Annotated in this window: 23 protein-coding genes; 8 read left to right on the forward strand and 15 right to left on the reverse strand. The window is 42.9% G+C overall.

Translation table 11 applies throughout. The features are described 5' to 3' along the window. Position 1: 1 nt before the first annotated feature. Both dusB and B1s21122_RS04660 read right to left on the reverse strand, forming a co-directional pair. Complete coding sequence (gene dusB / locus B1s21122_RS04655) at positions 2-1,168, reverse strand: tRNA dihydrouridine synthase DusB (protein ID WP_095680393.1); 1,167 nt, start codon at positions 1,166-1,168, stop codon at positions 2-4. Beyond that, positions 1,169-2,548 carry a glycine--tRNA ligase gene (locus B1s21122_RS04660; RefSeq protein WP_095680392.1) on the reverse strand — a complete coding sequence of 460 codons (1,380 nt, stop codon included), beginning with the start codon at positions 2,546-2,548 and terminating at the stop codon, positions 1,169-1,171. A gap of 67 nt (positions 2,549-2,615) precedes the next feature. Here B1s21122_RS04660 and B1s21122_RS04665 point away from each other — a divergent pair, with 67 nt between their 5' ends. Then, positions 2,616-3,350, forward strand: a complete 735-nt coding sequence (locus B1s21122_RS04665) for a ZIP family metal transporter (RefSeq protein ID WP_095680391.1) — start codon at positions 2,616-2,618, stop codon at positions 3,348-3,350. Between the two features lies 1 nt (position 3,351). On the opposite strand, the gene B1s21122_RS04670 is transcribed toward B1s21122_RS04665, so the two are convergent. From B1s21122_RS04670 to leuA, 3 genes are read right to left on the reverse strand one after another with little or no spacing between them, the layout of a single operon-like run. Beyond that, entirely contained in the window at positions 3,352-4,143 is a 792-nt protein-coding gene (locus tag B1s21122_RS04670) for an isoprenyl transferase (RefSeq protein ID WP_095680390.1), read from the reverse strand. Further along, positions 4,136-4,876 (reverse strand): DNA repair protein RecO, encoded by a 741-nt coding sequence (gene recO, locus B1s21122_RS04675; protein ID WP_095680389.1) that lies wholly within the window; start codon positions 4,874-4,876, stop codon positions 4,136-4,138. The genes B1s21122_RS04670 and recO overlap by 8 nt, the downstream gene beginning before the upstream one ends. A 35-nt stretch (positions 4,877-4,911) precedes the next feature. Then, positions 4,912-6,648 (reverse strand): 2-isopropylmalate synthase, encoded by a 1,737-nt coding sequence (gene leuA, locus B1s21122_RS04680; RefSeq protein WP_095680388.1) that lies wholly within the window; start codon positions 6,646-6,648, stop codon positions 4,912-4,914. Positions 6,649-6,894: 246 nt separating this feature from the next. Between leuA and B1s21122_RS04685 the strand changes: the two genes are divergently transcribed. Further along, complete coding sequence (locus B1s21122_RS04685; RefSeq protein ID WP_095681234.1) at positions 6,895-8,310, forward strand: cytochrome P450; 1,416 nt, start codon at positions 6,895-6,897, stop codon at positions 8,308-8,310. Here B1s21122_RS04685 and B1s21122_RS04690 read toward each other — a convergent pair. From B1s21122_RS04690 to B1s21122_RS04710, 5 genes are all read right to left on the reverse strand, one after another. Beyond that, a complete protein-coding gene (locus B1s21122_RS04690) occupies positions 8,307-8,900 on the reverse strand; it encodes a hypothetical protein (protein ID WP_095680387.1) in 594 nt (197 codons plus the stop codon). The two genes, B1s21122_RS04685 and B1s21122_RS04690, sit on opposite strands and share 4 nt — an antisense overlap. 13 nt (positions 8,901-8,913) lie before the next feature. Beyond that, positions 8,914-10,224 carry a glutamine synthetase family protein gene (locus B1s21122_RS04695; protein WP_095680386.1) on the reverse strand — a complete coding sequence of 437 codons (1,311 nt, stop codon included), beginning with the start codon at positions 10,222-10,224 and terminating at the stop codon, positions 8,914-8,916. Positions 10,225-10,293: 69 nt separating this feature from the next. Beyond that, on the reverse strand, positions 10,294-10,800 hold the full coding sequence (cysE, locus tag B1s21122_RS04700; RefSeq protein WP_095680385.1) for a serine O-acetyltransferase: 507 nt from the start codon (positions 10,798-10,800) through the stop codon (positions 10,294-10,296). Next, positions 10,801-11,727: a cysteine synthase A gene (gene cysK, locus B1s21122_RS04705; RefSeq protein ID WP_095680384.1), complete on the reverse strand. Its 927-nt coding sequence runs from the start codon at positions 11,725-11,727 to the stop codon at positions 10,801-10,803. Between the two features lie 229 nt (positions 11,728-11,956). Beyond that, the gene (locus tag B1s21122_RS04710; RefSeq protein WP_095680383.1) at positions 11,957-13,651 is read right to left on the reverse strand and encodes an NAD+ synthase; all 1,695 of its coding nucleotides are present in this window, start codon (positions 13,649-13,651) and stop codon (positions 11,957-11,959) included. Positions 13,652-13,758: 107 nt separating this feature from the next. Here B1s21122_RS04710 and panB point away from each other — a divergent pair, with 107 nt between their 5' ends. The 4 genes from panB (at position 13,759) to B1s21122_RS04730 (ending at position 18,293) form a co-directional block, all read left to right on the forward strand. Continuing rightward, entirely contained in the window at positions 13,759-14,568 is an 810-nt protein-coding gene (gene panB / locus B1s21122_RS04715) for a 3-methyl-2-oxobutanoate hydroxymethyltransferase (protein WP_095680382.1), read from the forward strand. A 22-nt stretch (positions 14,569-14,590) separates the two neighbouring features. After that, positions 14,591-15,862, forward strand: coding sequence for an MFS transporter (locus B1s21122_RS04720; RefSeq protein ID WP_095680381.1), 1,272 nt, complete (start codon positions 14,591-14,593; stop codon positions 15,860-15,862). Positions 15,863-16,060: 198 nt separating this feature from the next. Beyond that, the gene (locus tag B1s21122_RS04725; protein ID WP_095680380.1) at positions 16,061-16,249 is read left to right on the forward strand and encodes a hypothetical protein; all 189 of its coding nucleotides are present in this window, start codon (positions 16,061-16,063) and stop codon (positions 16,247-16,249) included. Between the two features lie 85 nt (positions 16,250-16,334). Continuing rightward, entirely contained in the window at positions 16,335-18,293 is a 1,959-nt protein-coding gene (locus B1s21122_RS04730) for a M13 family metallopeptidase (RefSeq protein ID WP_095680379.1), read from the forward strand. On the opposite strand, the gene B1s21122_RS04735 is transcribed toward B1s21122_RS04730, so the two are convergent. The 5 genes from B1s21122_RS04735 to B1s21122_RS04755 form a co-directional block, all read right to left on the reverse strand. Continuing rightward, positions 18,294-19,268 (reverse strand): ABC transporter ATP-binding protein, encoded by a 975-nt coding sequence (locus B1s21122_RS04735; protein ID WP_095680378.1) that lies wholly within the window; start codon positions 19,266-19,268, stop codon positions 18,294-18,296. It abuts the gene before it with no gap. After that, a complete protein-coding gene (locus B1s21122_RS04740) occupies positions 19,268-20,305 on the reverse strand; it encodes an ABC transporter ATP-binding protein (RefSeq protein ID WP_095680377.1) in 1,038 nt (345 codons plus the stop codon). The genes B1s21122_RS04735 and B1s21122_RS04740 overlap by 1 nt, the downstream gene beginning before the upstream one ends. Next, positions 20,302-21,297, reverse strand: a complete 996-nt coding sequence (locus tag B1s21122_RS04745; RefSeq protein ID WP_095680376.1) for an ABC transporter permease — start codon at positions 21,295-21,297, stop codon at positions 20,302-20,304. The genes B1s21122_RS04740 and B1s21122_RS04745 overlap by 4 nt, the downstream gene beginning before the upstream one ends. A gap of 96 nt (positions 21,298-21,393) precedes the next feature. Continuing rightward, positions 21,394-23,172, reverse strand: a complete 1,779-nt coding sequence (locus B1s21122_RS04750) for an ABC transporter substrate-binding protein (protein WP_095680375.1) — start codon at positions 23,170-23,172, stop codon at positions 21,394-21,396. A gap of 156 nt (positions 23,173-23,328) precedes the next feature. Next, positions 23,329-24,300 carry an ABC transporter permease gene (locus B1s21122_RS04755; RefSeq protein WP_095680374.1) on the reverse strand — a complete coding sequence of 324 codons (972 nt, stop codon included), beginning with the start codon at positions 24,298-24,300 and terminating at the stop codon, positions 23,329-23,331. 176 nt (positions 24,301-24,476) lie between these two features. On the opposite strand from B1s21122_RS04755, the gene B1s21122_RS04760 reads away from it, so the two are divergent. Both B1s21122_RS04760 and tgt read left to right on the forward strand, forming a co-directional pair. Continuing rightward, positions 24,477-25,010 (forward strand): hypothetical protein, encoded by a 534-nt coding sequence (locus B1s21122_RS04760; RefSeq protein ID WP_095680373.1) that lies wholly within the window; start codon positions 24,477-24,479, stop codon positions 25,008-25,010. A gap of 41 nt (positions 25,011-25,051) precedes the next feature. Continuing rightward, entirely contained in the window at positions 25,052-26,269 is a 1,218-nt protein-coding gene (gene tgt, locus B1s21122_RS04765; protein ID WP_095680372.1) for a tRNA guanosine(34) transglycosylase Tgt, read from the forward strand. Positions 26,270-26,278 lie beyond the last annotated feature (9 nt).

The raw sequence follows: 26,278 nt of genomic DNA on the forward strand, positions 1-26,278 counted from the left end.
TTTAGCCACCTGAAATAGCGTCATCAATTGAAATTGTTGCTAACTCATCTGGATCATTTAGCCATCCATCTGGAAGTTTTACCTCACGGCCATGGCTGGTTCGACCCCGCGGTCCATCGCCTACTTCTTGTGGATATGGTTGATCTTCTAATCCTGACAACAACTCCTGCATATGACTTAGTGATTCAACCATTCCAAGAGAGGATCTAATCTCACGTGGTACTGAAAAGCCCTTTAAATACCAAGCCATATGCTTTCTAATATCGCGCATCGCTCGGTCCTCATTTTCAAAGTATTCAACTAGCAATTGACCATGACGTAACATAATTTGTCGAACTTCAAACAAATTTGGATTAACGCGTTTATTTTCACCATTTATTGAGTTAACTAAATCTGCAAATAACCAAGGTCTGCCTAGACAACCCCTGCCTACCACTACGCCAGCACAACCTGTTTGGCTAATCATTCTTACTGCATCCTCACCTGACCAAATATCACCATTGCCGAGTACGGGCACATCGCTGCCAGAAAGATGTTCAACTAAATCCGTAATTTTATTCCAATCAGCTCTGCCTTCATATAACTGCGCTGCAGTTCTAGCATGAAGTGCCACCCAAGTAACTCCAAGATCTGCTGCTGACTTTGCTGACTCTAAAAAGGTGTGATGATCTGAATTAATTCCAACTCGCATCTTTACCGTTACTGGAATTCCATACTTGCTCGCACTCTTAACCGCTGCTTCAACAATTGCTGAAAACAATCTTCGCTTAAATGGCAATGCTGCGCCACCACCACGGCGAGTTACCTTCGGAACTGGACAGCCAAAATTTAAATCAATGTGATCTGCAAGATCTTCACTACCTAACAAATCAACCGCTTTACCTAACACAATTGGATCAACGGCGTAGAGTTGGACTGATCTTGGCGACTCACCAACTCCTGGCTTAATTAATCTAAAGGTTTCCTCACGTCGCTCAATTAATGCTCGAGCAGTAACCATCTCAGAAACAAAGAGGCCAGCGCCTTGCTCCCGGCATAATCTTCGAAAGGCGGCATTTGTTATACCTGCCATTGGAGCTAAAACAACTGGAGTGCTTAATACAAACTCATTATTTTCAAATCTGCCATTAGAAATTGGCAGACGAAGTGGTTTAACCTGCGTAAGCAATTAGCAACCTAATAATTTGGGAGCTAAGTAATTTTGAACCTGATCAATTGCAATTCGAGATTGTGCCATGCTGTCACGCTCTCTAATTGTTACTGCTTGATCATCTAAGCTCTCAAAATCAATTGTGATACAAAATGGGGTACCAATTTCATCTTGACGGCGATAACGTCTGCCAATCGCGCCAGCATCATCAAAATCCACATTCCAATGCTTACGCAAAGAATCAGCTAAATCCTTAGCTTTTGGCGATAGATCAGCATTTCTAGATAGCGGCAGCACACCAATCTTTACTGGGGCTAATCGATAATCTAATTTCATTAACGCCCGCTTTTCCATTTCACCCTTTGAGTTTGGTGCTTCATCTTCTGTATAAGAATCCAACATAAATGTAAGTGCGCATCGATCAACACCAGCTGCTGGCTCAATTACATAAGGTGTCCATCGCTCATTTTTTTCTTGATCAAACCAGGTTAAGTTTTCACCAGATGCTCTGGAGTGTGATTTCAAGTCAAAATCAGTTCGATTAGCAATTCCCTCTAACTCACCCCACTCAGTTCCAGAAAACTCAAACTTATACTCAATATCTGCTGTTCGCTTTGAGTAATGAGAAAGCTTTTCCTTTGGATGTTCAAAAATTCTAAGTCGTTCTGAATTAATTCCAAGATCTTTATACCAAGCTAATCTGGTATCAATCCAGTATTGATGCCACTCTTCATCAGTTCCTGGGACTACAAAAAACTCCATCTCCATCTGTTCAAACTCGCGAGTTCTAAATATAAAGTTTCCAGGTGTAATTTCATTTCTAAATGATTTACCAATCTGGCCAATACCAAATGGTGGCTTCTTGCGAGAAGTTGATGCCACATTATCAAAGTTAATGAAAATTCCTTGCGCAGTCTCTGGCCGTAAATATGCCAAACCAGATTCATCTTCTACTGGACCAAGATAGGTTTTAAGCAATCCAGAAAATTGTTTAGGTGAAGTGAACTTTCCTTTAGTGCCACAATTTGGGCAGTTTATTTCTTCAAGTGAGGCAGCTTTTTTCTTATGCTTATTTTCATAAGCCTCTTCTAAATGATCAGCGCGATATCGCTTATGACAACTTGTGCACTCAGTTAATGGATCAGAGAAGGTTTCAACATGGCCTGATGCCTGCCAAACCTCGCGAGCTAAAATCACGCAAGAATCTAAACCGACCACATCATCACGGCCTTGCACCATGGATTTCCACCATTGGCGTTTAATGTTATTTTTTAATTCAACTCCCAATGGACCGTAATCCCAGGATGCGCGAAGTCCGCCATAAATTTCAGATGATGGGTAAACAAAACCACGTCGTTTGGCTAAGGAAACGATTGTCTCTAAACGATCTTGGGCCATTTGATCTCCATCCGGCTGGCTGTCGGCGGCTTGCGTTGATGTGATTACTTTACGCTAGATTTAGCAAATGTTAGTTATTGGATTGGCTGCCATTACCGTTATTGCCACTTTCATGGGTGGATTATTGGCGCTTAGGGCAAAAGATCGATTTCATCTTGTTTTAGGACTATCAGCAGGCTTACTACTTGGACTGGTTGGCTTTGACTTACTGCCGGAGATTTTTGAGATGAATTCATCAAATCTAGGTGGAGTTAAAACGATATCCATAGCTTTGATTTCCGGTTTTCTATTTCTACATTTTTTAGAGCAATTTGTTGGTTCCCATGAACCGGCTGAATCAGATTATGGTCATGACCATAAACATGCCGTTGAAATTGCTGGTGTGGTTGGCGCCGTTGCAATGGCGGGTCACATATTTTTAGATGGTGTTGCATTAGCACTTGCATTTAAAGTTAGTACCGAATTAGGAATAGCAGTTTTCATTGCAATGATTGTTCATGCTTTTAGTGATGGCCTCAATACAGTTGCGTTATTGATTAAAACTAACCAATGGCGTGAAAAAGGTAAGTACCTATTGGGCTTAGATGCAGTGGCTCGAATTGGTGGCGCGGCACTTGGAAGTTCATTAACCATTAGTGATGCTAATTTAGCTATCTACTTAGCAGCATTTTCTGGAATTGTTATTTACCTTGCCACTTCTCATATTTTGCCAGAGGCGCATTCAAAACATCCATCACGGGTGACAATGGTTGCTACCTTAGCCGGCGTCGTAATAATGTGGTTGTTAGTCGCAAACCTTTAATTTAAGCCTTTCCAAACCGTCTTTCGCGTTCGGCATATATCTCTATCGCCTTCCAAAGAGTTCGTCGGTCTGCATCTGGCCAAAGCACATCGAGGAAAACCATTTCAGCATAAGCTGATTGCCACATTAAAAAATTACTTGTTCTCTGCTCACCGGATGATCTTAAAAATAGATCCACGTCCCTCATCTGTGGGGCGTAAAGATACTTATTTAATGATTTTTCAGATAGTGAATCAGGTTTGATCTTCTTTTTGAGTGCATCCTTTGCAATTGCAACCGCGGCATCTAACATCTCAGCCCGACCGCCATAATTAACACACATGTTCAAAGTTAATACTTTATTATTTTTAGTTAACTCCTGCGCCTCTTTTAACTCTTTTAAAACTCCACTCCATAATCTTTTTTCTCTGCCAACCCAGCGAATCTTTACACCCAAATCATTCATCTCATCGCGTCGCTTGCGCAAAACTTGGCGATTAAACTCCATTAGGAATTTCACTTCTTCTGGCGAGCGCCGCCAGTTTTCAGTTGAGAAGGCGTAAGCACTTAACTCTTTAACACCAATTTCAATTGCGCCATGGACCATATCAAGTAATGAAGCCTCACCTGCTTCATGTCCTGCTGTCCTTGCTAATCCTCGTTGCTTTGCCCATCTGCCATTGCCATCCATTACTAAGGCAACATGGTTTGGAATTTGTTTTGCATCTAATTTAGGTGGAGTAACACCGGTGCGATGAGGAGTTGGCGGCGTATTTTTTTTGCGCCCGCCTACCTTGCTCTTCTTTTTAACCACGACTTATTCTCTCAACTAATGGCAGGGAACGTAAGCCTCGCTCTAAGTGCCACTGCAGGTAGGCGGCAATTAAACCTGATGCCTCATTTCTATTCTTACTCTCACTTCTTACCGCTTGCTCCCAATCCCCCGTTAATAAATGCGCCATTAAATCTAGAGTTGCCTGGGATGGGGCGGCCGAGGCTGATGGTTTACAGGTTGGACATACTGAGCCACCACCTTGCAGTGAGAAAAATTTATGTGGACCAGGTGCGTCACATCTTGAGCAAAGAGTTAAAGAGGGTGCATATCCTGCCACTGCTAATGATCTAAGAAGGTAGGCATCTAATATCAAAGATGCATCATACTTTTTTTCAGCTAAAGCTTTTAGTGATCCACTAACTAATATAAATTGCTGTAGCGCTGGTTCATGCTCAGCTAAGGTAAAGCGCTCAGCAGCTTCTAAAATTGCGCTAGCAACAGTCCAACTTTGGTAATCACTAGATAAGACATCACCGTAATTTTCAATACTTACAACCTGAGTTATGGTGTCAAAGGTGCGGCCGGTATATAACTGAAGATCAACATAACTAGCTGGCTCAAGCCTGGCACCAAATCTAGATTTAGTTCTGCGAACTCCCTTTGCTACCGCTTTAATTCGGCCATGTTCTTTAGTGAACAAGGTGATAATGCGATCTGCCTCCCCTAACTTTTGGGTGCGCAGCACAATCGCATGATCGCGGTATAAAGGCATGCCCCTAAGTTACTAGAGGAGTAAGACAGAGGCAGTTAGCGAACTGCTCGATTAATTGATGAGATAACTGCTTTTAGCGCAGCAGTTGTTGTGCTTGGATCAATTCCAACTCCCCAATAAACCTGCCCCGCAATCTCACACTCTAGGTAGGCAGCAGCTTTTGCATCCCCACCAGCAGATAATGCGTGCTCGTAATAATCTAAAACTCGCAGTGAAAGTTTTGGCTCATGAGCATTAACAATTGCTACAAATGCTGCAATCGGGCCATTGCCCTTACCAGTTAACTTCTTTGAAGCACCTTTATCTAGTAACTCAATGCTTAAATCAACATCTTGATCCATCTGTGATGTTTGAGAAAGCGCGGCTAATTTAAAGCGGCCCCATTGATTATCTTTTGCAGGCAAGTACTCATCTTCAAACTTATTCCACATCATTTCTGGTGAAACCTCACCACCTTCAGTATCAGTTAATGATTGAATCACTTGGCTGAACTCAATTTGTAATCTACGAGGAAGATCTAATTGATGTTCATGCTTCATTAAATAAGCGACCCCACCCTTGCCAGATTGGCTATTGACGCGAATTACCGCTTCATATGAGCGGCCAATATCTTTTGGATCAATTGGAAGGTATGGAACTGCCCAGGTGAATTTATCTTTTTCACTTCCAGCAGCTTTGGCATCTTTTTCCATATGCTCAAATCCTTTTTTAATTGCATCCTGATGAGAGCCAGAAAAAGCAGTAAAGACTAGATCCCCGCCATATGGATGACGTTCTGGCACACGCAATTGATTGCAGTACTCAACTGTTCGCCGAATCTCATCAATATTGGAGAAATCAATCATGGGATCAATTCCATGAGTTAATAAATTAAGTCCAAGAGTAACTAGGCAAACATTTCCAGTTCGCTCACCATTACCAAATAAAGTTCCCTCAATTCGATCAGCCCCTGCTAGGTAGGCAAGCTCAGCTGCTGCAACGCCTGTGCCACGATCATTATGTGGGTGCAAACTTAAAATCACACTATCGCGATACTTAAGGTTTCGATGCATCCATTCAATTGAATCGGCATAAATATTTGGTGTTGCCATCTCAACTGTGGCAGGCAAATTCATAATTGTTTTCCAAGCAGGTGTTGGCTTCCAAATGTCATTGACCGCATTACAAACCTCAACTGCGAACTCAAGTTCAGTTCCGGTATATGACTCAGGTGAGTACTCAAATGAAACCAAGGTGCCTGGCACAGTTTTAACTAAATCTAAACAGATCGCAGCGCCCTCAGTTGCAATCTTCTTTATTCCCTCTTTATCTTGGCCAAAAACTACTCGGCGTTGCAGGGTTGAAGTTGAGTTATAAAGGTGAACTATCGCCTGTTTTGATCCTTTAATTGATTCAAAGGTTCGCTCAATTAACGGCTTTCTTGCTTGGGTTAATACTTGAATGACTACATCATCTGGAATTAATTTCTCTTCAATAATTTTACGAATGAAATCAAAGTCAGTTTGACTAGCTGCTGGAAAGCCAACCTCAATCTCTTTGTAACCCATCTTTACTAACAACTTAAACATGGCAAGTTTGCGATTAGCATCCATTGGATCAATTAATGCTTGATTGCCATCTCGAAGATCTACTGAACACCACTTTGGAGCAGCCTTCATTGTTTTACTTGGCCAGGTTCGATCAGTTAATCCACCAGCATTTGGAAATGGATTAAATGGGGCATAACGGGATGTGGGCATTGCCGATTTACTTTGTTCTGGAAAGTTACTCATTTTTATTTCTTCTCCTCGTCGGTTAAAAGTGGTCTACCGGTGTGACCGACCTCCGCGACGAGGGGACCGGTTACTTGGCCCCGCCGCGGCAGATAAGAAGCAGTGATGACAGGCGCAATGAAGAGTTAAGTAAAGAGGTAGCACCTGTGATTAACATGGCTAAAGGTTAACTCACTCGTAAGAAATTAACCAAATTAGATCAAATGGGCCATTCATTTTCAGGTGCAAAGTGCCTATCGTTTAGCCATGGCGTTTGCGACTTCCAAGCCTTATCTAGCCCCAAGGCCAAATGAGTACGCACAAATTCCAGATCCAATTTTTCGTAAAAACTGGTTTGGCGATATAAATCTGCCAGGACCAAATCCAAAATTTTCAGATTTAATAACTGCCACCTTCATGATTAATACGCCAAAGTTTTTACTTGGCATGCAAAGAAAATTTGGTGATAACTGCTCATTTTTTCTATCTAGAAGATTATTTATTGGTTTGTTCTCCCCCAGCGCAGTTCATGAGGTAACAGTTGCCCAACAACATAATTTTGTTAAGGGTGTGGGCTTTGCCAGAATGCGAAAAGTATTAGGTGAGGGCTTATTAACTAATGAGGAGCCAATTCATCTAGCTCACCGAAGAATGATGCAACCACCATTTCATCATGGAAATCTAGATTCCTACGTTGCCATTATGCACAACCTAGTTAGTGAACACACTAAAGATTGGGAGAGCAAAAAAAGTATTGAGTTAGCCCCGGAGATGATGGCGCTAACTTTAGAGATCGTCTCTCGATGTTTATTTGGCCTAGATTCTCATAAATACACCCAAGCGATTGCGGAGTCGATGGAGGTGGCAATTGATCGAATTGAACGAACCATGCTGCCTGGCCTAGACCGCTTTGATAAATCTGGAATTAAGTACTTTAAGGAGTTTGAGGTTGCCTCAAATCGATTAGTTGAAATTGCCGAGGCGATTATCAATAAGCGGATGCAAAGTGGTGAGAAGAAAGATGATGATCTTCTAGGAATCTTGTTGCAGATGCGAGATCAAATCTCAACTGATCATATTCGCGATGAGGTTTTAACTTTGATTTTAAGTGGCCATGAAACTACTGCAAATGTAATGAGTTGGGCCTTTTCATACTTAGCTAAAAATCCGCAAGTGCAAAAACAACTTGAGGATGAGGCAGATAATGCTTTATGGATTAAAGAAAATCGCACACCCACCTATCAAGAGTTAGAGGAGAGTTCAAAGATTGCATCCGCCGTTTTGCAAGAGACGATGCGACTTGCTCCTCCAGTTTGGGTAGCACCCAGAATTGCCACCACCGATTGCATAATTGATGGCGTGAAAATTCCAAAGGGTGCACATGTTTTAGTTAGCCAGTATGTGACACATCGAAATCCAAGATACTTTCCAGAACCAGAGAAATGGCGGCCAGATCGTTGGTTAGATTCAGAATTTGAAAAATCACTGCCCCGCGGTGCTTACTTCCCATTTGGTGGCGGTAGTAGGAAATGTTTGGGTGAGTACTTTGCAATTGCAGAGGCTAGATTAATTTTATTAATGGTGGCAAAAAACTTTAGATTAAAAGGTGATTTCCCTAAAGCCCAACCTAGGGCGACTTATCGCCCAAAGGGTGGGGTAAAAAATAAGGTTTCGCTGCGTTAGTTAAGTGAAAAAGATGGGTACTCATCTGTTATTAATAACAGCGCGTATCCATAAAGGCGATTCCAATAAGCAATTACCTTAATTACCTCTTCAGCTTTTTCCTCTGGGTAATGACCTTGACTGATCACGGTAATCCAAGCAACAAGTGTTAGCGCAAGAGCGTAGATGGCGTAGATAAGTCCAAGTAAGAAAAGTGGAATTGCTAAAAACCACTTAACTAGTGGCATCCAAGGTGAGAGCTTTTTACCGCCCTCAATTTCTGGATATATCAAGCGCACTTTTTGATTAGCTTCAATTGATGGGTACTCATCAGTGAGTAAAAGTAGGTAGGCATTAATTCGATTACTTAACTCAAGGAGTGCTTTATTAAATGCTAAAACATACGATGGATAAACATTTCTAAATAGCAGTGATAGCACTACCGGTAGGACTAGGAAGCCACCTATTACTCCTGGCAGGTTATCGGCAAACTCAGAGAAGCTGCTTAGGAAGATCAATACTGGGAATGCTAAAAACACTCTAAAGAGGGCGGTGTTTTTATCGCGGTTATCTAGGTCTACATGAATCTCGGTAAGTATTTGATTGCTCATAACTTGATCCTACCTATAAAACTGGCAAATACCTGTCTAATTCATAGGCGCTAACCTGTTTGCGATACTCATCCCACTCACTTCGCTTATTGCGCAATACATACTCAAAAACATCATCACCTAATGTTTTCTTCACTAAATCACTCTTTTCCATCGCGCTAATTGCTTCTGCTAAATCAGTTGGAAGTGGAGCTGGTTTCAAATTTTCCGTTAATTCATAACCACCTTCTACTCCTGCCATACCGGCCGCGATAATTACTGCAAAAGCAAGGTATGGATTACACGCAGAGTCTGGGGATCTAACCTCAATTCGAGTTGAGGCCTCTTTCTTTGGTTTATAAGTTGGAATTCTAACCATTGCATTTCGATCAACCTGTGCCCAATTTGCATATGCTGGTGCTTCACCACCACCACTTAATCTCTTATAAGAATTAACCCATTGATTAGTAATTGCAGTTATCTCAGATGCGTGCTTAATAATTCCGGCGGTGAATGATCTACCAACCTTTGATAATTGCATTGGCGCGCCCTCTTCATAAAATGCATTCTTCTCTCCTTCAAATAAAGAGATGTGGGTGTGCATGGCAGAGCCAGGATGATTAGTAAATGGCTTTGGCATAAAGGAGGCGTAAAATCCTTGATCTAGCGCCACCTCTTTAACCACATGTCTAAATGTCATGATGTTATCTGCGGTGGATAACGCATCGGCATATCGAAGATCAATTTCTTGCTGGCCAGGGCCACCTTCATGGTGTGAGAACTCAACTGAGATTCCCATTGCTTCTAAAATTGTAATTGCTTGTCTTCTAAAGTCATGACCAACTACAGATGGCGTGTGATCAAAGTAGCCAGCCGAATCAACTGGGATTGGCTCTTGTCCTGGCTTTGGTTCATCTTTAAATAAGAAGAATTCAATCTCAGGATGTGTGTAACAGGTGTAACCAAGCTTTGCTACTTTTTCTAATGTTTGACGTAAAACTCTTCTTGGATCAACTGATGCTGGTGTGCCATCTGGAAGTGAAATATCACAAAACATTCGAGCCGCTCCTGGAGATTCAGTTCGCCATGGCAGAACTGAAAAGCTTGCAGGATCTGGCTTTGCCAACATATCTGCTTCAGTTACTCGAGCAAAGCCTTCAATTGCTGAGCCATCAAAACCAATTCCTTCAGCAAATGCGTTTTCTAACTCAGCTGGTGCGATTGCAACAGATTTTAAAAAGCCTAAAACATCGGTAAACCAAAGGCGCACAAATCTAATGTTGCGCTCTTCTAATGTACGAAGGACAAAGTTTTGTTGCTTGGTTAAATCACTTGGGGAGGTCATAGACAGTATTAAAGCCAATGATGGTTACGGCTATGTTAACTGGCAAAAATATGCCCAACTTAAGCGTGATTAGATTGCGAAAAACTCCGATGAATCCACACTAGTGCTGGCAGGAACACTTCTACTTACCACCATGTTGGCAGAAACTTTGGCGCCATCGCCCACGGTGATATCACCAATTATTCGAGCACCCGCACCGATCACCACATTATTTCCAATGGTTGGATGGCGCTTGCCGGTGCCACCAGATTTAGCACCCAATGTCACATCATGATAAATCATTACATCATCACCAACAACAGCCGTGGCACCAATTACTACACCCATGCCATGGTCAATAAAAAATCTTCGACCGATTTTCGCCGCTGGATGAATCTCAATTCCAGTAGTACTTCGCACCAAATTTGAATGGATGCGGGCGATTAATTTCAGATTAATGCGCCAAAGAAAATGAGAGATTCGATGTCCCCAAACCGCATGCAAGCCTGGATAGGTAAGTAAAACCTCTAATCGATTACGCGCAGCTGGATCTTTAGCTAGCGCAGTATCAATATCTTCAACTATGCCTTTAATCATTTAATCAGTTAAATCTTCATACAGAACAGTTGAAAGATAACGCTCACCAAATGAAGGAATGATTACTACGATATTTTTTCCAGCAAACTCGGCTCGCTTTGCCACAACCGAAGCTGCCCAAAGCGCAGCACCTGATGAGATACCAGCCAAGATTCCTTCTTCACTGCCTGCACGGCGGGCATACTTAATTGCATCTGCAGCCGAGGCATCTAAAATTTCATCATAAACATTTCGATCCAATACTGGTGGCACAAAGTTTGCACCAATTCCTTGAATCGGGTGTGAGCCTGGGGCGCCACCATTTAAAATAGGTGATGCTGCTGGTTCAACACCAATCACCTTAACGCTTGATTTGCGCTCTTTAAGTAGTTGTCCTGTTCCGGTAATCGTGCCACCAGTTCCAATTCCAGAGATTAAAACATCAACTGTGCCATCAGTGTCTCGCCATATTTCTTCACCAGTTGTTTGGCGGTGAATGATAGGACCGGCAGCATTTTCAAATTGGCGAACCATTACAGCGCCAGATTTTGCTAGCTCCTCAGATCTTGCAACAGCGCCCTTCATTCCCTCTGCAGCTGGAGTTAAAATTAACTCAGCTCCGTATGCTCTAATTAATTTACGACGCTCCTTTGAGACAGACTCTGGCATCGATAAAATTACTTTGTATCCACGGGCTGCCCCGACCATGGCCAGTGCAACTCCTGTGTTTCCCGAGGTTGCCTCAACAATTGTGCCACCAGGCTTTAGTTCACCACTTTTTTCAGCAGCGTCAACCATGGCAATCGCAAGGCGATCTTTAACAGTTGCAGATGGGTTATAAAACTCAAGCTTTGCCCAAACATTAGCGGCGGCGCCATCCATAATTTTATTGATTTTAACTAGCGGGGTATTTCCGAATATCTCAGTGATGTCGTTGTAAATTTTCATTTATTTCTCCTAAAAATTAATTGGTTGATTTAAAAAAAAGGGCAAAGCAGGATGAGGTTAAAGAAAGTATTAGCAGCTACAAGATGTTGCAAGACCAAAATCAATTACCCGACGGCGCGTAAACAGCCACTTGCCAATTGATTTAATCACGGGCTAAATCTAAAGTACCAATTGAGTTAAGGCTAATTGCAAATCATTTGCGTGTTTTAACAATTACGCTTAATTTAGATTAAGACTCATTCCAATGTGATGTAATCGGCAACCTGCGATCCTTACCAAAGGCCCTATTTGAGATCTTTGTTCCAGGTGGATACTGCCGGCGTTTGTACTCAGCTCGATCAACTAACCCAACCACCTTATCGACAAGTGCTGCATCAAATCCGGCAGCGAGCGCGGCTGGCTTTCCACCATCTTGATCAATATAGATTTCTAAAATCTGATCTAAAACTTTGTAATCAGGCAAAGAGTCAGAGTCCTTTTGATCAGGGCGAAGCTCAGCACTTGGCTCTTTGTTAATTGAGTTGACTGGAATCGGTGGGGTTTGTCCCTGCAGGATTGCTAACTCATTGCGCCACTTAGCTAATTGCCAAACTTGAGTTTTATATAGATCTTTAATCGGGGCAAAGCCGCCGACGGCGTCCCCATACAAAGTTGAGTAGCCAACTGCTAACTCAGATTTATTGCCGGTAGCAAGCACTAAGTGCCCCTCTTGATTTGATAATCCCATCAAGGTTACCCCGCGCACACGTGCCTGCAGATTCTCCTCTGCCACTCCTGCCAAATGCAGATTCTCAATAAAGTTTGCCACCATTGGAGCGATCTCGATGATTCGATAATTTAAACCAATATTTATTGCTAACTCTTTAGCATCAGCTAATGAGTGCTCTGATGAAAACTTACTTGGCATTGCCACGCCATGTACCCGGCTTGCCCCAATTGCATCTGCAGCTAATGCAGCAACAACTGCTGAATCTATTCCACCAGATACACCAAGGATTACCGATTTAAAATTATTCTTCTCCACATAATCTCGCAAGCCAATTACCAGCCCCTGCCAGATTTGCTCTAAATCCCCCAGCCTTCTTGCCACACCAGCCTTTATCTTTTGATACTTTAAAATTGGTGGGTTTGAAATAATTAAATCTGGATCACTAGATGCTAACTTCACATCAAGATCAATCACCATCAGGCCATCTTCAAATTGCGGAGCTCTGGCAATTATCTGACCAGTTTGGGAGGTGATGATTGTGTCGCCATCAAAAACTAAATCATCTTGCCCACCAGTCATATTTACATAGGCAAGTGGGGCGCCGATCTCAAGGGAGCGCGCTTGCACCAAAGCCAATCTGGCATCATCTTTATTTAACTCAAATGGTGAGCCATTAGGAACTAGTAGTAATCCAATATTTCGCTTGGCTAACTCTGCAACTGGGCCCCCTGCTTGCCAAATATCTTCACAAATTGCAATACCAATATCAACCCCACAAACTCTGATTACTAATGAGTGATTTCCAGGGGCAAAGTTTCGATACTCATCAAAGACTCCATAATTTGGCAGGTGGTGTTTGATATAGGTCGCCATAATCTCACCGCGATAAATAACTGCAACACAGTTTTGAGGCCGCCCGCCCTCACTTTGGCCTAAGTAGCCAACTAATAAAGTTAGATCTCCATTACCTTCACTATTAATTCGAACTGCAAGTTTTTCAACTGCAGCAATGGAGGCAGCTCTAAAGGATGCTCGATTGGCTAAATCCTCAACTGGGTAGCCAGTTAAAATCATCTCCGGATAAACAACTACTACCGCGCCGGCGTTGGCGGCATCAAATGCGTACTTAGAAATTAGATCAGCATTTTTACTTAGATCACCAACAGTTGGGTTGATCTGGGCAAGGGCAATTCTGATTAGGCCGGTATCACTCACTTTTCAAGAGTACCTCAGGTGGCGCACCTGGTGGGAGTTAAGTTAAAGTAAGCACACCTAGTAAAGACAGGGACCAGTAATGGCCTTGATCTAAAAGGAGATAAATAATGAGTAATGCTCATACCTCACGTATTTCTATCACCGATTTAGCAGCCAAGAAAGAGGCTGGCCAAAAATGGGCAATGCTCACCTGCTATGAACAGATCACTGCCGAGATCTTTGATGAAGCTGGTATTCCGGTTCTGCTAGTTGGTGATTCTGCTGGCAATAATTTCCTTGGTTTTGAAAACACAATCCCGGTAAGCGTTGATGAGTTGATTCCACTTGCAAGGGCTGTTGTAACAGCTAGCCAAAAAGCGATGGTGGTTGCAGATTTTCCATTTGGTTCCTATGAGAGCTCCCCCGATCAAGCACTTGCCACGGGTATTAGATTTTTTAAAGAGGCAAAGGTCGGGGCGGTAAAGCTTGAAGGTGGCGCCAAGGTTGTGCCACAGATAGAAAAATTAATTGCTGCCGGAATTCCAGTAATGGGACATCTTGGTTTAACCCCACAATCTGTTCACGCCTTAGGTGGCTTTAAGGTGCAGGGCCGAGGTGAGGATGGGCAGCGAATTATTAATGATGCTAAAGCACTGCAGGCGGCCGGAGTTTTTGCGATTGTGCTGGAGGCAGTGCCGGCAGAACTTGCTGCGCAGATTACAAAGGAGCTTTTGATTCCAACCATTGGCATTGGCGCAGGTGTTAACTGTGATGCCCAGGTCTTAGTTTGGACAGATCTAATGGGAATGAGCGCAAAGATGCCAAAACTTGCTAAGGCTTATCGAAATCTACGTAAAGAGATGTCTGATGCGGTGGGTGAGTTTGCACAAGATGTGGCAGCGGGTAGATTTCCTACCGCAGATCAATCTTTTAATTAAACCAATCTGCACCGGAGGGTGAGTGAAAGCAAATCTAGCAATAGATTTTTCACCCCTTAAAAAGTATCCAGATTTTAGAAGGCTCTGGCTTTCAGGGCTGATCTCCTACTTTGGTTCGATGTTTACCTACGTCGCACTTCCCTTTCAAGTTAAAGAGTTAACTGGCTCCTATTTGGCAGTTGGCTTAATCGGTTTAGTAGAGATTATTCCGTTGGTCATCTTTGGCCTTTATGGCGGAGTGCTAGCAGATCATATGGATCGCAAAAAAATGATCTGGGCAACTGAGTTTGCAGCCCTTTTCTTATCAGCCATTCTCCTAATTAACTCACTGCTTCCCTCACCTAGCCTGGCCCTGATTTATATAGTTGCGGCCCTCTTTTCAGCTGTTGATGGCTTGCAACGCCCAAGTGCTGATGCGATATTGCCAAGGTTGGTTGAACATAAGGACCTGCCAGCAGCTAGTGCGTTGATGAGTTTGCGTTGGCAGATGGGAATGATTGCCGGTCCCTCCCTTGCTGGAGTTTTAATCTCGATCTTTGGCGTAAGTGCTGGTTTTATTTTAGATATTGCAACCTACTTTTTATCACTCATTATTTTGATCAGAGTTAAGAGTGTGCCGCCCATTGAAATCAGTGAAAACCCTTCATTTTCCAGCCTGGTCGCTGGGGTTAAATATGCAACAAGTCGTAAGGATTTAATGGGCACATACCTTGTTGATTTATCAGCAATGTTTTTTGCAATGCCAACTGCGCTATTTCCATTCTGGGCAGAAGAAGCAGGAGCACCTTGGGCACTTGGTTTGTTCTATGCCGCCGGAACTATCGGCTCTATTTTGGTAACACTGACAAGTGGTTGGGTTAGAAACTATTCCAAACATGGTCGGGCGATATTTTTAGCAGCCCTAGGTTGGGGGGTGGCAATAACCTTTGCCGGTTTAGTTAACAACCTCTTTTTAATTCTGCTATTTCTTATTTTGGCAGGGGCTTCAGACATGGTCAGCGCCCTATTTAGATCCACGTTATGGAATCAATCCATCCCTGATGAATTCCGGGGCAGATTAGCTGGGGTGGAGTTAATCTCTTACTCAGTTGGACCATTAGGTGGGCAAACTCGCGCCGGCTTTACCGCCGAACGCACCTCACTGCGCACCTCTGTTGTCTCTGGTGGCCTACTTTGCATCGGATTTGTTCTCTTTTTCACCGCTTTACTGCCAGATTTTCGAAAATATGACAGCAAAAGTAATAAATTTGCAGTTTCAGAGGCAAAAAAACGTAAAACTGCACCAAATAATTAACTCACCAGTAGTTTTCTGCCAATTTTGACCAAAAAATTGGGTAACTTTTATAAAAAAATACATAAAAAATTAAATAAATAAAGTTGCGACACGCACCAATATTTTTGCCAAATGAGTGGACTCTTTTCCCATTTAGTGACACGCTTATCCATGAAACAGGTTCGGTGACGGATCGAACCACTTTGATAGGAGATCTACGTGGCTGCAAAGCGTCGTAAGAAAGCAGCAAAAGCTGCACCAAAGCGTCGTCGCAAGAAGGCAGCAAAAGCTGCTCCAAAGCGTCGTCGTCGTAAGAAGGCAGCAAAGGCTGCTCCAAAGCGTCGTCGTCGTAAGAAAGCAGCAAAGGCTGCTCCAAAGCGTCGTCGTCGTAAGAAGGCTTCAAAGTAAGTTATTAACTAAAAAATCCCGCCAGTCAAATGGCGGGATTTTTTTTGCCCAAAATTAATTTAAGAAAAGATAAGGTTGCACCATTATGAAAAGCGGCTTAGACCTATCCCATATTGATCAGGGGATCCGCCCGCAGGATGATTTATTTAGATTTATGAATGGCAAGTGGTTAAAAGAATCCACCATCCCAGCAGACCGTGCCAGTGATGGCGCCTTTTATTGGCTATATGAGCAGGCTGAAAAACAGGTAAAACAAATCATTTTAGATCAGTCAGCAAGCAAAGCCGCTACTGGCAGTAACGCCCAGAAAATTGGGGATTTATATAACTCATTTATGGATGAGGCTGGTATTGAAAAATTAGGGTTGTCCCCTATTGCAGATGATTTAGCAAAAGCAGCTGGGATTAAAACAGTTGATGATTTTCTAAAAACCTTAGGTGAGTTTGAAGCCCGTGGTTTATCTGGTCTTTTTTATACCTACGTCTCAACTGATAATAAAGACTCCACTAAAAACATTGTCTACCTAGGCCAATCAGGACTTTCACTTCCGGATGAGGCTTACTACCGCGAGGATGAGTACCAAGAGATTCGCCAAGCATTTCTAAAGCATGTTGAAAAGATGTTTGAGTTGGCAAATCTTGAAAACCCTAGCCAATCTGCTGCCCAAGTTCTTGAGATAGAGACAGAGCTTGCCTCCTTCCACTGGGATCAGGTGAAGGATCGGGATGCTGAACTTACCTACAACAAGAAAAGCTTCAGCGAGCTAAAGCAATTAGCAGCCAGCTTTAACTGGCCACTTTGGATTACCGCTTCAAATACCCCAGCCAAAGTTTTAGATCAGGTAATCATTAGACAGCCTTCCTACCTAGAAGGGTTATCAAAATTATTGGCAGCCTTTGATCTGCCTAAGTGGCGCAGTTGGTTGAGCTGGCATGTTTTATCTGGTGCTAGTCCGTATCTAAGCGCCGCCTTCGTGAATGAGAACTTCAACTTTTATGGCACTACTTTGTCTGGAATTCCAAAGCTTAAGGATCGGTGGAAGCGTGGGGTTGGCTTAGTTGAGGGGGCTCTAGGGGAAGCAGTTGGACAGATATATGTAGAGCGCCACTTTGGTGAGAACGCCAAAACTAAAATGGTTGAACTAGTTGCCAATCTAACTAAGGCATATCGGGTAAGCATTGAAGGACTTTCTTGGATGAGCCAGGAGACTAAAGAGCGGGCATATATAAAGCTAGAAAAGTTCACACCAAAGATTGGTTATCCAGATAAGTGGCGGGATTATTCAGCACTTGAAATAAAGGCTGGTGATTTAATTGGCAACCTTGCCCAAATTGCTAAGTACTCCCAAGATTATGAATACAACAAGATTGGCAAGCCGGTAGATAAATCAGAGTGGTATATGACCCCACAAACTGTTAACGCTTATTACAACCCAGGAATGAATGAGATTGTCTTTCCAGCCGCTATTTTACAACCGCCATTTTTTGATGTGAATGCTGATGATTACGCCGCTAACTACGGCGGTATTGGCGCAGTGATAGGACATGAGATCGGCCATGGCTTTGATGATCAAGGCTCTAAATATGATGGTGATGGCAACCTAGTTAACTGGTGGAGTGATATTGATCGAAAAGAGTTTGAGAAGCGAACTAAGAAATTAATTGATCAGTATGACCAGCTCTCACCGGCTGCCGCCCCTGATGTGAAGGTCAATGGCGCACTAACTGTGGGTGAAAATATTGGCGATCTTGGCGGCCTAACAATTGCTTATAAAGCTTATGAGATCTCACTTAATGGCAAACAGCCACCAGTAATTGATGGCTATAGCGGAGCACAACGATTTTTCATGGGCTGGGCGCAATCTTGGCGAGGAAAGTATCGAGCTGAAGAGGTAAGAAGGCGGATTGCAACTGATCCCCACTCACCTGATGAGTTTAGGTGTAATCAGATTGTGGCTAATTTAGATGAGTTTTATCAGGCCTTTGGTGTTGGTCAAAATGATAAGCACTTTATGAAGGCCGACGCGCGAGTGCGAATCTGGTAATTACTCCGGGAAATGACAAGCAACCTGAGATTTACCAACAGTTAATAACTCAGGGGTCTTAGTTCGGCAGATATCTTGCGCCTTCCAACATCTAGTATTAAATACACAACCAGCTGGTGGATTAATCGGTGAAGGTAAATCTCCTTTTAGGATGATGCGCTCGCGGGTTCGCTCAGATCTTGGATCTGGTTGTGGAACAGCTGATAACAACGCCGTGGTGTATGGATGGTGTGGGGCGGTGAATAGATCCTCAGTCTTTGCAATCTCCATAATCTTGCCCAAATACATAACCGCTACTCGATCAGAGATATGTTGAACCACAGATAAATCATGAGCAATAAAAACAATTGAAATGCCATCTGCCTTTTGCAGATCATCAATTAGGTTAATTACCTGGGCTTGAATGGAAACATCTAAGGCAGATACTGGCTCATCAGCGACAATTAATTTTGGCTTAAGTGCAATCGCTCTTGCTATGCCAATGCGCTGACGTTGCCCACCGGAGAACTCATGTGGGTAGCGGTTGTAATGCTCTGGGTTTAAGCCAACTCGCTCCATAAGGGCTGCAACCTCTTTTTTAACTCCACCCTCTGGTGTCACTTTTTGGATTTCGAAGGGGGCAGCAATGATCTTGCCAACTGTTTGGCGTGGATTTAGAGCTGAGAACGGATCTTGGAAAATGATCTGCATCTGCGCTCGAAGTGGAGTCATTAATCCTGGGCGAAGTTTGGTTATATCTTTTCCATCAAAAACAATCTCACCAGCAGTTGGCTCAATTAACTTCAAAATTGTTCGACCTGCTGTGGTCTTACCGCAACCTGACTCACCAACTAGACCTAGGGTCTCACCCTTCATTAAATCAAAGGAGATGCCATCAACAGCTTTTACCTGCAGCTTCTCTTTTCGAAAGCCAACATTTCGACTTGTTGGAAAGTACTTTTGTAGATTTCTAACACTTAATAATGGGGTACTCATTAGGCACGTGCTCCTTTGATCTCTGCGGCAAATGTTTTATCCCGCTTATCTTCAGGCACATGACATCTTGATTTATGCTCACTGTTATTTCCTAAAAGTTCAGGCTTTAATGATTCACAAGATCCACTTGGGGCCAGTGAGATGTATTCACACCTTGGCGCAAACGCACACCCAGTTGGCAGATTAATTAATGATGGCGGCTGGCCTGGAATTGCCTTTAAGCGTTCAGAACTTTTAGCACCAATTCTTGGTACTGACTTAAGTAGACCGAGAGTGTAAGGGGCGTGTGGGGAGTAGAAAATATCATCCACATTACCCTGCTCAACAATTCGACCGGCATACATAACTGAAACTCGATCAGCAACTTGTGCCACCACCCCAAGATCATGGGTAATTAGCAAAATTCCCATATTCAACTTCTTTTGTAGATCCTTTAGTAACTGCAAGATCTGCGCCTGCACCGTTACATCAAGTGCGGTAGTTGGCTCATCGGCAATTAGAACTGCTGGATCATTCATCAGCGCCATTGCAATCATTACTCGCTGGCGCATACCGCCGGAGAATTGATGTGGATATTCCCTTGCCCTTACCTGCGGCTCAGGAATTCCAACTAATTCCAGCATTTCAACCGCTTTTTTATTTGCAGCCTCTTTTTGTCCTGGATTGTGAACTAAATAAGCCTCAGCTAATTGGCTACCAATTCGATAGTAAGGGTGCAGTGAAGACATTGGGTCTTGAAAGATCATGGAAACTACTCGACCACGATAACTTCTAATTTTATCTAGCGGCGCACTAACAATATCTAGGCTCTCATTTTTATCATTAACAATAATTGAGCCAGAGATCTGGGTAACCCGGCGGTTATGTAAACCAATTACAGAAAGGGAGGTAACAGTCTTACCAGAGCCAGATTCACCAACAATTGCAACTGTCTCCCCTGGGGCAACTGAAATGGATACGCCATCTACTGCGTGGACAAACCCATCATCAGTTGGAAAGGTGACCTTTAGATCTTTGATCTCAAGTAGGTTTTTCACTTCATTCTCACCCTTGGATCTAAATATCCATAGGCAATATCAACAATTAGATTCATAGTAATAACCACGGTAGCTGCCAACATAGTTGTGGCTACTACAACTGAAAGATCAAACTCATAAACTGCTTGAATTGTCATTCGACCAAGCCCAGCTAAATTTAATATTGACTCAGTAATAATCGCCCCACCAATTAAGCCAGCAATATCTAAACCAGCACTTGTTGTGATTGGAGCAAGTACTGCTCGCATTGTGTGCTTAAGTAAGACAACTCTTTCAGTTAAGCCCTTTGCTCTTGCGGTGCGGATGTAATCCTCACCCAAAGTCTCTAAAACTGTTGCTCTGGTGAATCTGGTGTAAAAAGCGGCGTAGGCAATTGCTAATGTAATCCAACCCAAAATGAAGTATCTAAAGTAACCAAGTGGATCATCAAAGAGGGATTTATAACCTTCCAAACTCAGCGGCACAATCTTCCATTTAATACTCACATAAATTAGTAAGAATAATCCGGTAACAAATGTTGGCAGTGAGGTGCCAAGGAGAACGAAAACTGAGGACAATGTGTCTGGATAGCGGCCTCGAAACTTTGCTGCTAGTAAGCCAAGACCAACACCGACAATGATCCAGATAATAAAGGCACCGATTGCTAAGTTAATAGTTACTGGTAGCGCCTCTTTGAGCATATCTGTCACACACATATTCTCATTAAATGAGTAACCAAAACTTGGGGCTGGGCAGGAGAACTCAGCTGAGCCTGCGCCATATGTTCTTCCAACAAAGATTCCAGATAAAAATAACCAGTACTGCTCCCAAATTGGTTTATCAAAACCTAGTTTTATACGGTTTGCTTCAATTACTTGGGGCGTACATTTTTGGCCACAGGTGAGTGCTGCTGGATCAAATGGCAGGATTGAGAAAACGCCATAAACCACCATTGAAACTAATAAAATTGTGATTAGCGAAAAGTAAGCCCGGCGCAATATAAATCTTGGCAATTACTTCCCCTTATTAATTAATAATTTTTACAAGCCTATCGCAAGTAAATAGGACTCGCATTGCTGCGAGTCCTATTTAACTTAATTGCTAATGGATTATTGATTAATCCACATCTTGCCGTATGCAGGATTTCCCTGTGGAACCCAGAAGAAGACGTTTTGGACCTTTGAGCCCCAAACCTCTTGAGCCTTACCAAACAATGTTGGTAGTACCCAGAAGTTCTTCATTGCTTCTTTATCTAGTTCTTTCCATAGTGCTGCCTGCTTCTTACGATCAGTTGTCTTCATCGCAAGATTTACCTTGTCCTCAAATGCCTTGTAGGCAGGATCTTTTGAGTTCTGGCTTAGGTTAAATCCACCTGCAGTTGTGAATAGCTCAGGAATAACTGTTGAGGCGTTAGCCCAGTCAGCTCCCCAGCCTGAAGTTGATAGATCACTCTGCTTTGAAGCAGTCATAACTGTTGGGTAGTAACCACTCTTGATGATGTTGTAGTTAACCTTAATTCCAACACGAGCAAATGCTTTCTCGTTTATTGGAATAGTGTCATTAAGAGTTGATGACTGGCTCACATCGAATGTGATGCCCTCTGTGGTTGCCTTGGCGTGATCAGCAGGACACTTAGTCTTTGCTGCATCCATCAATGCTTGAGCCTTTGCCACGTTACCTGATGGTTTGAAGCCTGTTGTGGCATCTAGTACATCAGCTGTGTTCTTGTGATCAGATGGTCCAACAACCTTAGTTGCTGCGAAATCTGTTGCAAGAAGTGGGCTAATTACACCGGTTGCATATGAACCTGCATAATCTGGACCACCGGCATAATCAAGAAGTGCCTTGGCATCACGTACGTAGTACATCGCCTGACGAATCTCAAGACATGGCATCTTTGCAAGGTTAAATGCAAAGTAGCGAGCGTAAGGGTCAGAGTTGTTCATACGACGGTTAGCGAATTTTGCATCCTTGAAGAACTTATCGCGGTTAGTTGGAAGTGGTCCACCAAAGTTAACAGCATTTGGAATTGAATCTTCCAAAATAATCTGGTCGATTACTTCTTCATCCAAACCGAATTGGATAATTACCTCATCTGGATATGGAGTACGGACGGTGTCAGATGACTTGTTCCACTTGGTATTACGAACCATACGAAGTTGAGTATTGCTGTTTTCAACAATCTTGTATGGGCCAGTTGCCTGTGGGTTAAGGTCATACTTATCGCCAGTGTCCTTCTTCTTCTGAACTGGTGAGATAACTCCATAAGTTGCTAGGTAGTTAAAGTCAGCAATTGATTTGTTCAGATTGAAAGTGATGGTACGGCCTGAACAAGTAACAGCCTTATTGAAAGCTGCAACACCAGCTGGGGTGTTCTTGTATGGACCGGTATAGATAGATGTTCCATCTGCGTTCTTTGGAATATCTAGCCATGAAACTAGGTATTGAGGTCCGTCAGAGATTACATCTGTAGCGAATACACGTGATGAGCCGTACTTAACATGCTCACAGGTAATTGCAACGCCATCTTCAAATGTAGTTCCTGGACGTAGTGTGAACTTCCAAGTCTTAGCTTGATTGCTTGGGATACCAGTGTTAGTTGCAAGGTCAGGAACAAGATCTGCTCCCTTATCACCTGGAACTGGATTGTAAGCAACAAGTGTTCGAGTGTGGAATGAGTTCATGAACGCTAGATCTCGGCCAGTATAAATTCTGGATGGATCGTAGTGATCAAGGCGTGGTGTGTGCTCTAATAAATAAAGCGTTCCGCCAGCTTTTGGTGTTGCTGCATTTGCTGAAGATGTTGCGCCAACAGTAATTACTGTGCTGACGAGTGCACCTACAGAAAGAGCAGCTAGCACGCGAGTGCTAATTGCATTTCTACGCATTAAATCCTCCTAGTGGATTTTAAGGGCGTTAGCCCGGTGGGAGAATATTGTCAGCAATTGTTACTTTTGAGTAGCCCAAGCAGATTAAAGGCGGTGAGTTAGGGGTGAGGCCAGGTTCAAATCTAGGCTTATTGCCTAAGGTTTATAACAAATTTGTTAGCGCTCAGATCTTGGATCTAGGGCATCTCGCAAAGCATCGCCAACTAAGTTAAAGGCAAGAACTACTAAAACAAGTGAGCCGGCAGTGATAAGAAAGAAGTTTGGATAAACAGTTACAAATCTTCTTGAGTTATCAAGCAAAATTCCCCAAGTAGTTGCAGGTGCTTGAATACCAATTCCTAAAAATGAGAAGACCGCCTCTGCTGCTAAGTAACCAGGTAATGATAATGAGACCACCACAATTACTGGCGCCCATAAATTTGGCATTAACTCTTTAAAAATAATTCTTCTTCTTGAAGCACCCATTGCTTGGGCTGCGGTGACAAAGTCGCGCTCGCGAAGTGAGAGAACTTGGGAGCGAACTAATCTAGAAAATCCTGGCCAACCAAAAAATGAAAGGAAGAAAATTAAGAAGATAATTCGTGCGCCATTTCCTTGCGCAATGCCAGCATCTTGAATTCGAGCCACCATTGGCTCAGAGAGAGCAACAATCATAAAAAATGCTGGGAAAGCCAATAGAAAATCAGTAAATCTTCCAACGTAATCATCAACTCGGCCGCGGAAATAACCACCCACGATGCCAACGACTAATCCAATAAATAATGTTAAGGAGGTAGTAAGAATTGCCACCATAAATGAGATACGTGAGCCATAAAGTAAATTTGCTAGTAGATCTCGGCCAGTACCAGGGGTAAGCCCGAGTGGGTGATCAAGTGAGATGCCGCCATAAGGCAAATTTGGAACACCTGCCGTGTCTAAAACATCTAGATTTAAATCATCTGGATTTATGCCCAGTACTTTGCATACCAATGGCGCAAAGATTGAAAGCAAAATTACGGTTACTGATATTGCAGCTGCAACCATTCCTACCTTGTTGCGCTTAAAGCGCATCCAAGCGATCTGGCGAGGGCTACGACTTACAATCTGACCAGCATGACTGGCATTATCGATTTTAGTCGTGGAGACCATCTCTCACCCTTCCTTAATAATTAATTCAAACTGCGGTGGCAAAGGTAGCCTACCTGGGCCATGTATTTAAAGGGTGATTCTGCAGGCCATGGATAAACGGCAATGGGAGTGCTTTTTTATTTAGTAGGATTGGTACATACGGCGCAGGCATTTCTGGGCCAGATTGTGAGATAAAAATGAGATCAGATTTAAAACTTCGCGCAGCAGCATTAGCTGTTATAGCAGCATTGGCATTGAGTGCTTGTGGTGGGGATTCATCAAGTGAATCAAATCAATCAAATGAAGAATTAATTGCTCCACCGGTACAAGAGGTTGAAGCATCAGGTGGCTTTAATACGCCAGTAAAGATTGCCTCTGGTGTCTCATTTACATTATCTGAGCCAACTGGTTTTAAGCCAGGAAAGTTTGCAGCTGGTCAGCTACCAGGACAGCGCTACCAACAATTTAAAGTAGATATTAATAATGGCTCAACTGCTGCGGTTGATCTAGCAACTTTTATTATTACAGGTAAGACAACTTCTGGTGTTTGCGTTGATGTTTTTGATGGTGATAACGGCATGGAGGGTGCACCACAAGAGCCACTTGCTGCAGGTAAATCAATCTCATTTAACTGGGGACTTTCTTGTGATGGAAAATCAGGTGAAGATCTCTCATTAATTCTCTCAAATGAGGGCGTTGCAATTATTGAGGTCACTGGCAAACTTGCTTAACTAGGTTTTTTAAACTTAGTTGTAGTAGTTGCTAGTTAAATATGTCCTTCTCCTTTAAGGTTGAAAAAACTTTAAAGGGCGCCCTAGGTCGAAGTGGTGTGATCACCACCCCCCATGGGCAGATTAAAACTCCAGCTTTCATTCCAGTTGGAACCAAGGCAACCTTAAAATCAGTATTACCTGAATCATTAAAGGATTTAGGTGCGCAAGCAGTTCTAGCAAATTCATACCATTTATATCTACAACCTGGACCAGAGATCGTTGATCAAGCAGGGGGTCTGGCCAAGTTTATGAATTGGCAAGGTCCAACCTTTACTGACTCTGGTGGCTTTCAAGTTTTATCACTTGGTGTTGGTTTTAAGAAAGTTATTGCCATGGATGAAAACACATTTCAAGCCGATGATGTAATTGCAGATGATAAGGAACGCTTAGCTCATGTTGATGATGATGGTGTCACCTTTAAATCTCATTTAGATGGCTCACTTCATCGCTTCACCCCAGAGGTTTCTATGCAGGTGCAACATCAAATTGGGGCAGACATAATTTTTGCCTTTGATGAGTGCACTACTTTGCATAACACCAGGAGTTATCAAGAAAAAGCATTAGAGCGAACTAGGTTATGGGCGATTAGATGTTTGAAAGAACATGATGCCTTAACAAAAAAGCGAGAAGGCAAGCCCTATCAAGCACTCTTTGGTGTGCTGCAAGGCGCCCAATATGAGGATCTGCGGCGCAAGGCTGCTAAAGATTTAGCATTAATGAATGTTGATGGAGTTACCTTTGATGGCTTTGGCATTGGCGGGGCGTTAGATAAACAAACACTGGGTGATATTTTAAAGTGGGTTAATGAGGAACTGCCGGTAGAAAAGCCAAGACACTTTTTGGGAATTGGTGAACCAGATGATCTATTTGTTGGCGTTGAAAATGGCGCAGATACATTTGATTGTGTTGCACCTTCAAGGCAAGCTCGAACAAGTTCAGTCTTTACCAAAGATGGTCGCTTAAATATCTCAAATGCCCCACATAAAAATGAGTTCTTCCCAATTGAAAAAGATTGCACTTGCTACACCTGCCGCAATTACACCCGGGCCTACCTTTGTCATTTATTTAGAGCCAAAGAGATGGTGGCAGCCACCTTGGCCACAATTCATAATCAGCACTTTATTGTTGGCTTGGTAGATCAAATGCGCTTAAGCATTGAAGATGGCACATTTTTTGATTTTAAGGCTCAATTTATGGCCAGGTACTACGGAAAGTAATTTGAGGGT

The sequence above is a fragment of the Candidatus Nanopelagicus limnes genome (assembly GCF_002287885.2).
Taxonomy (GTDB): Bacteria; Actinomycetota; Actinomycetes; order Nanopelagicales; family Nanopelagicaceae; genus Nanopelagicus; species Nanopelagicus limnae.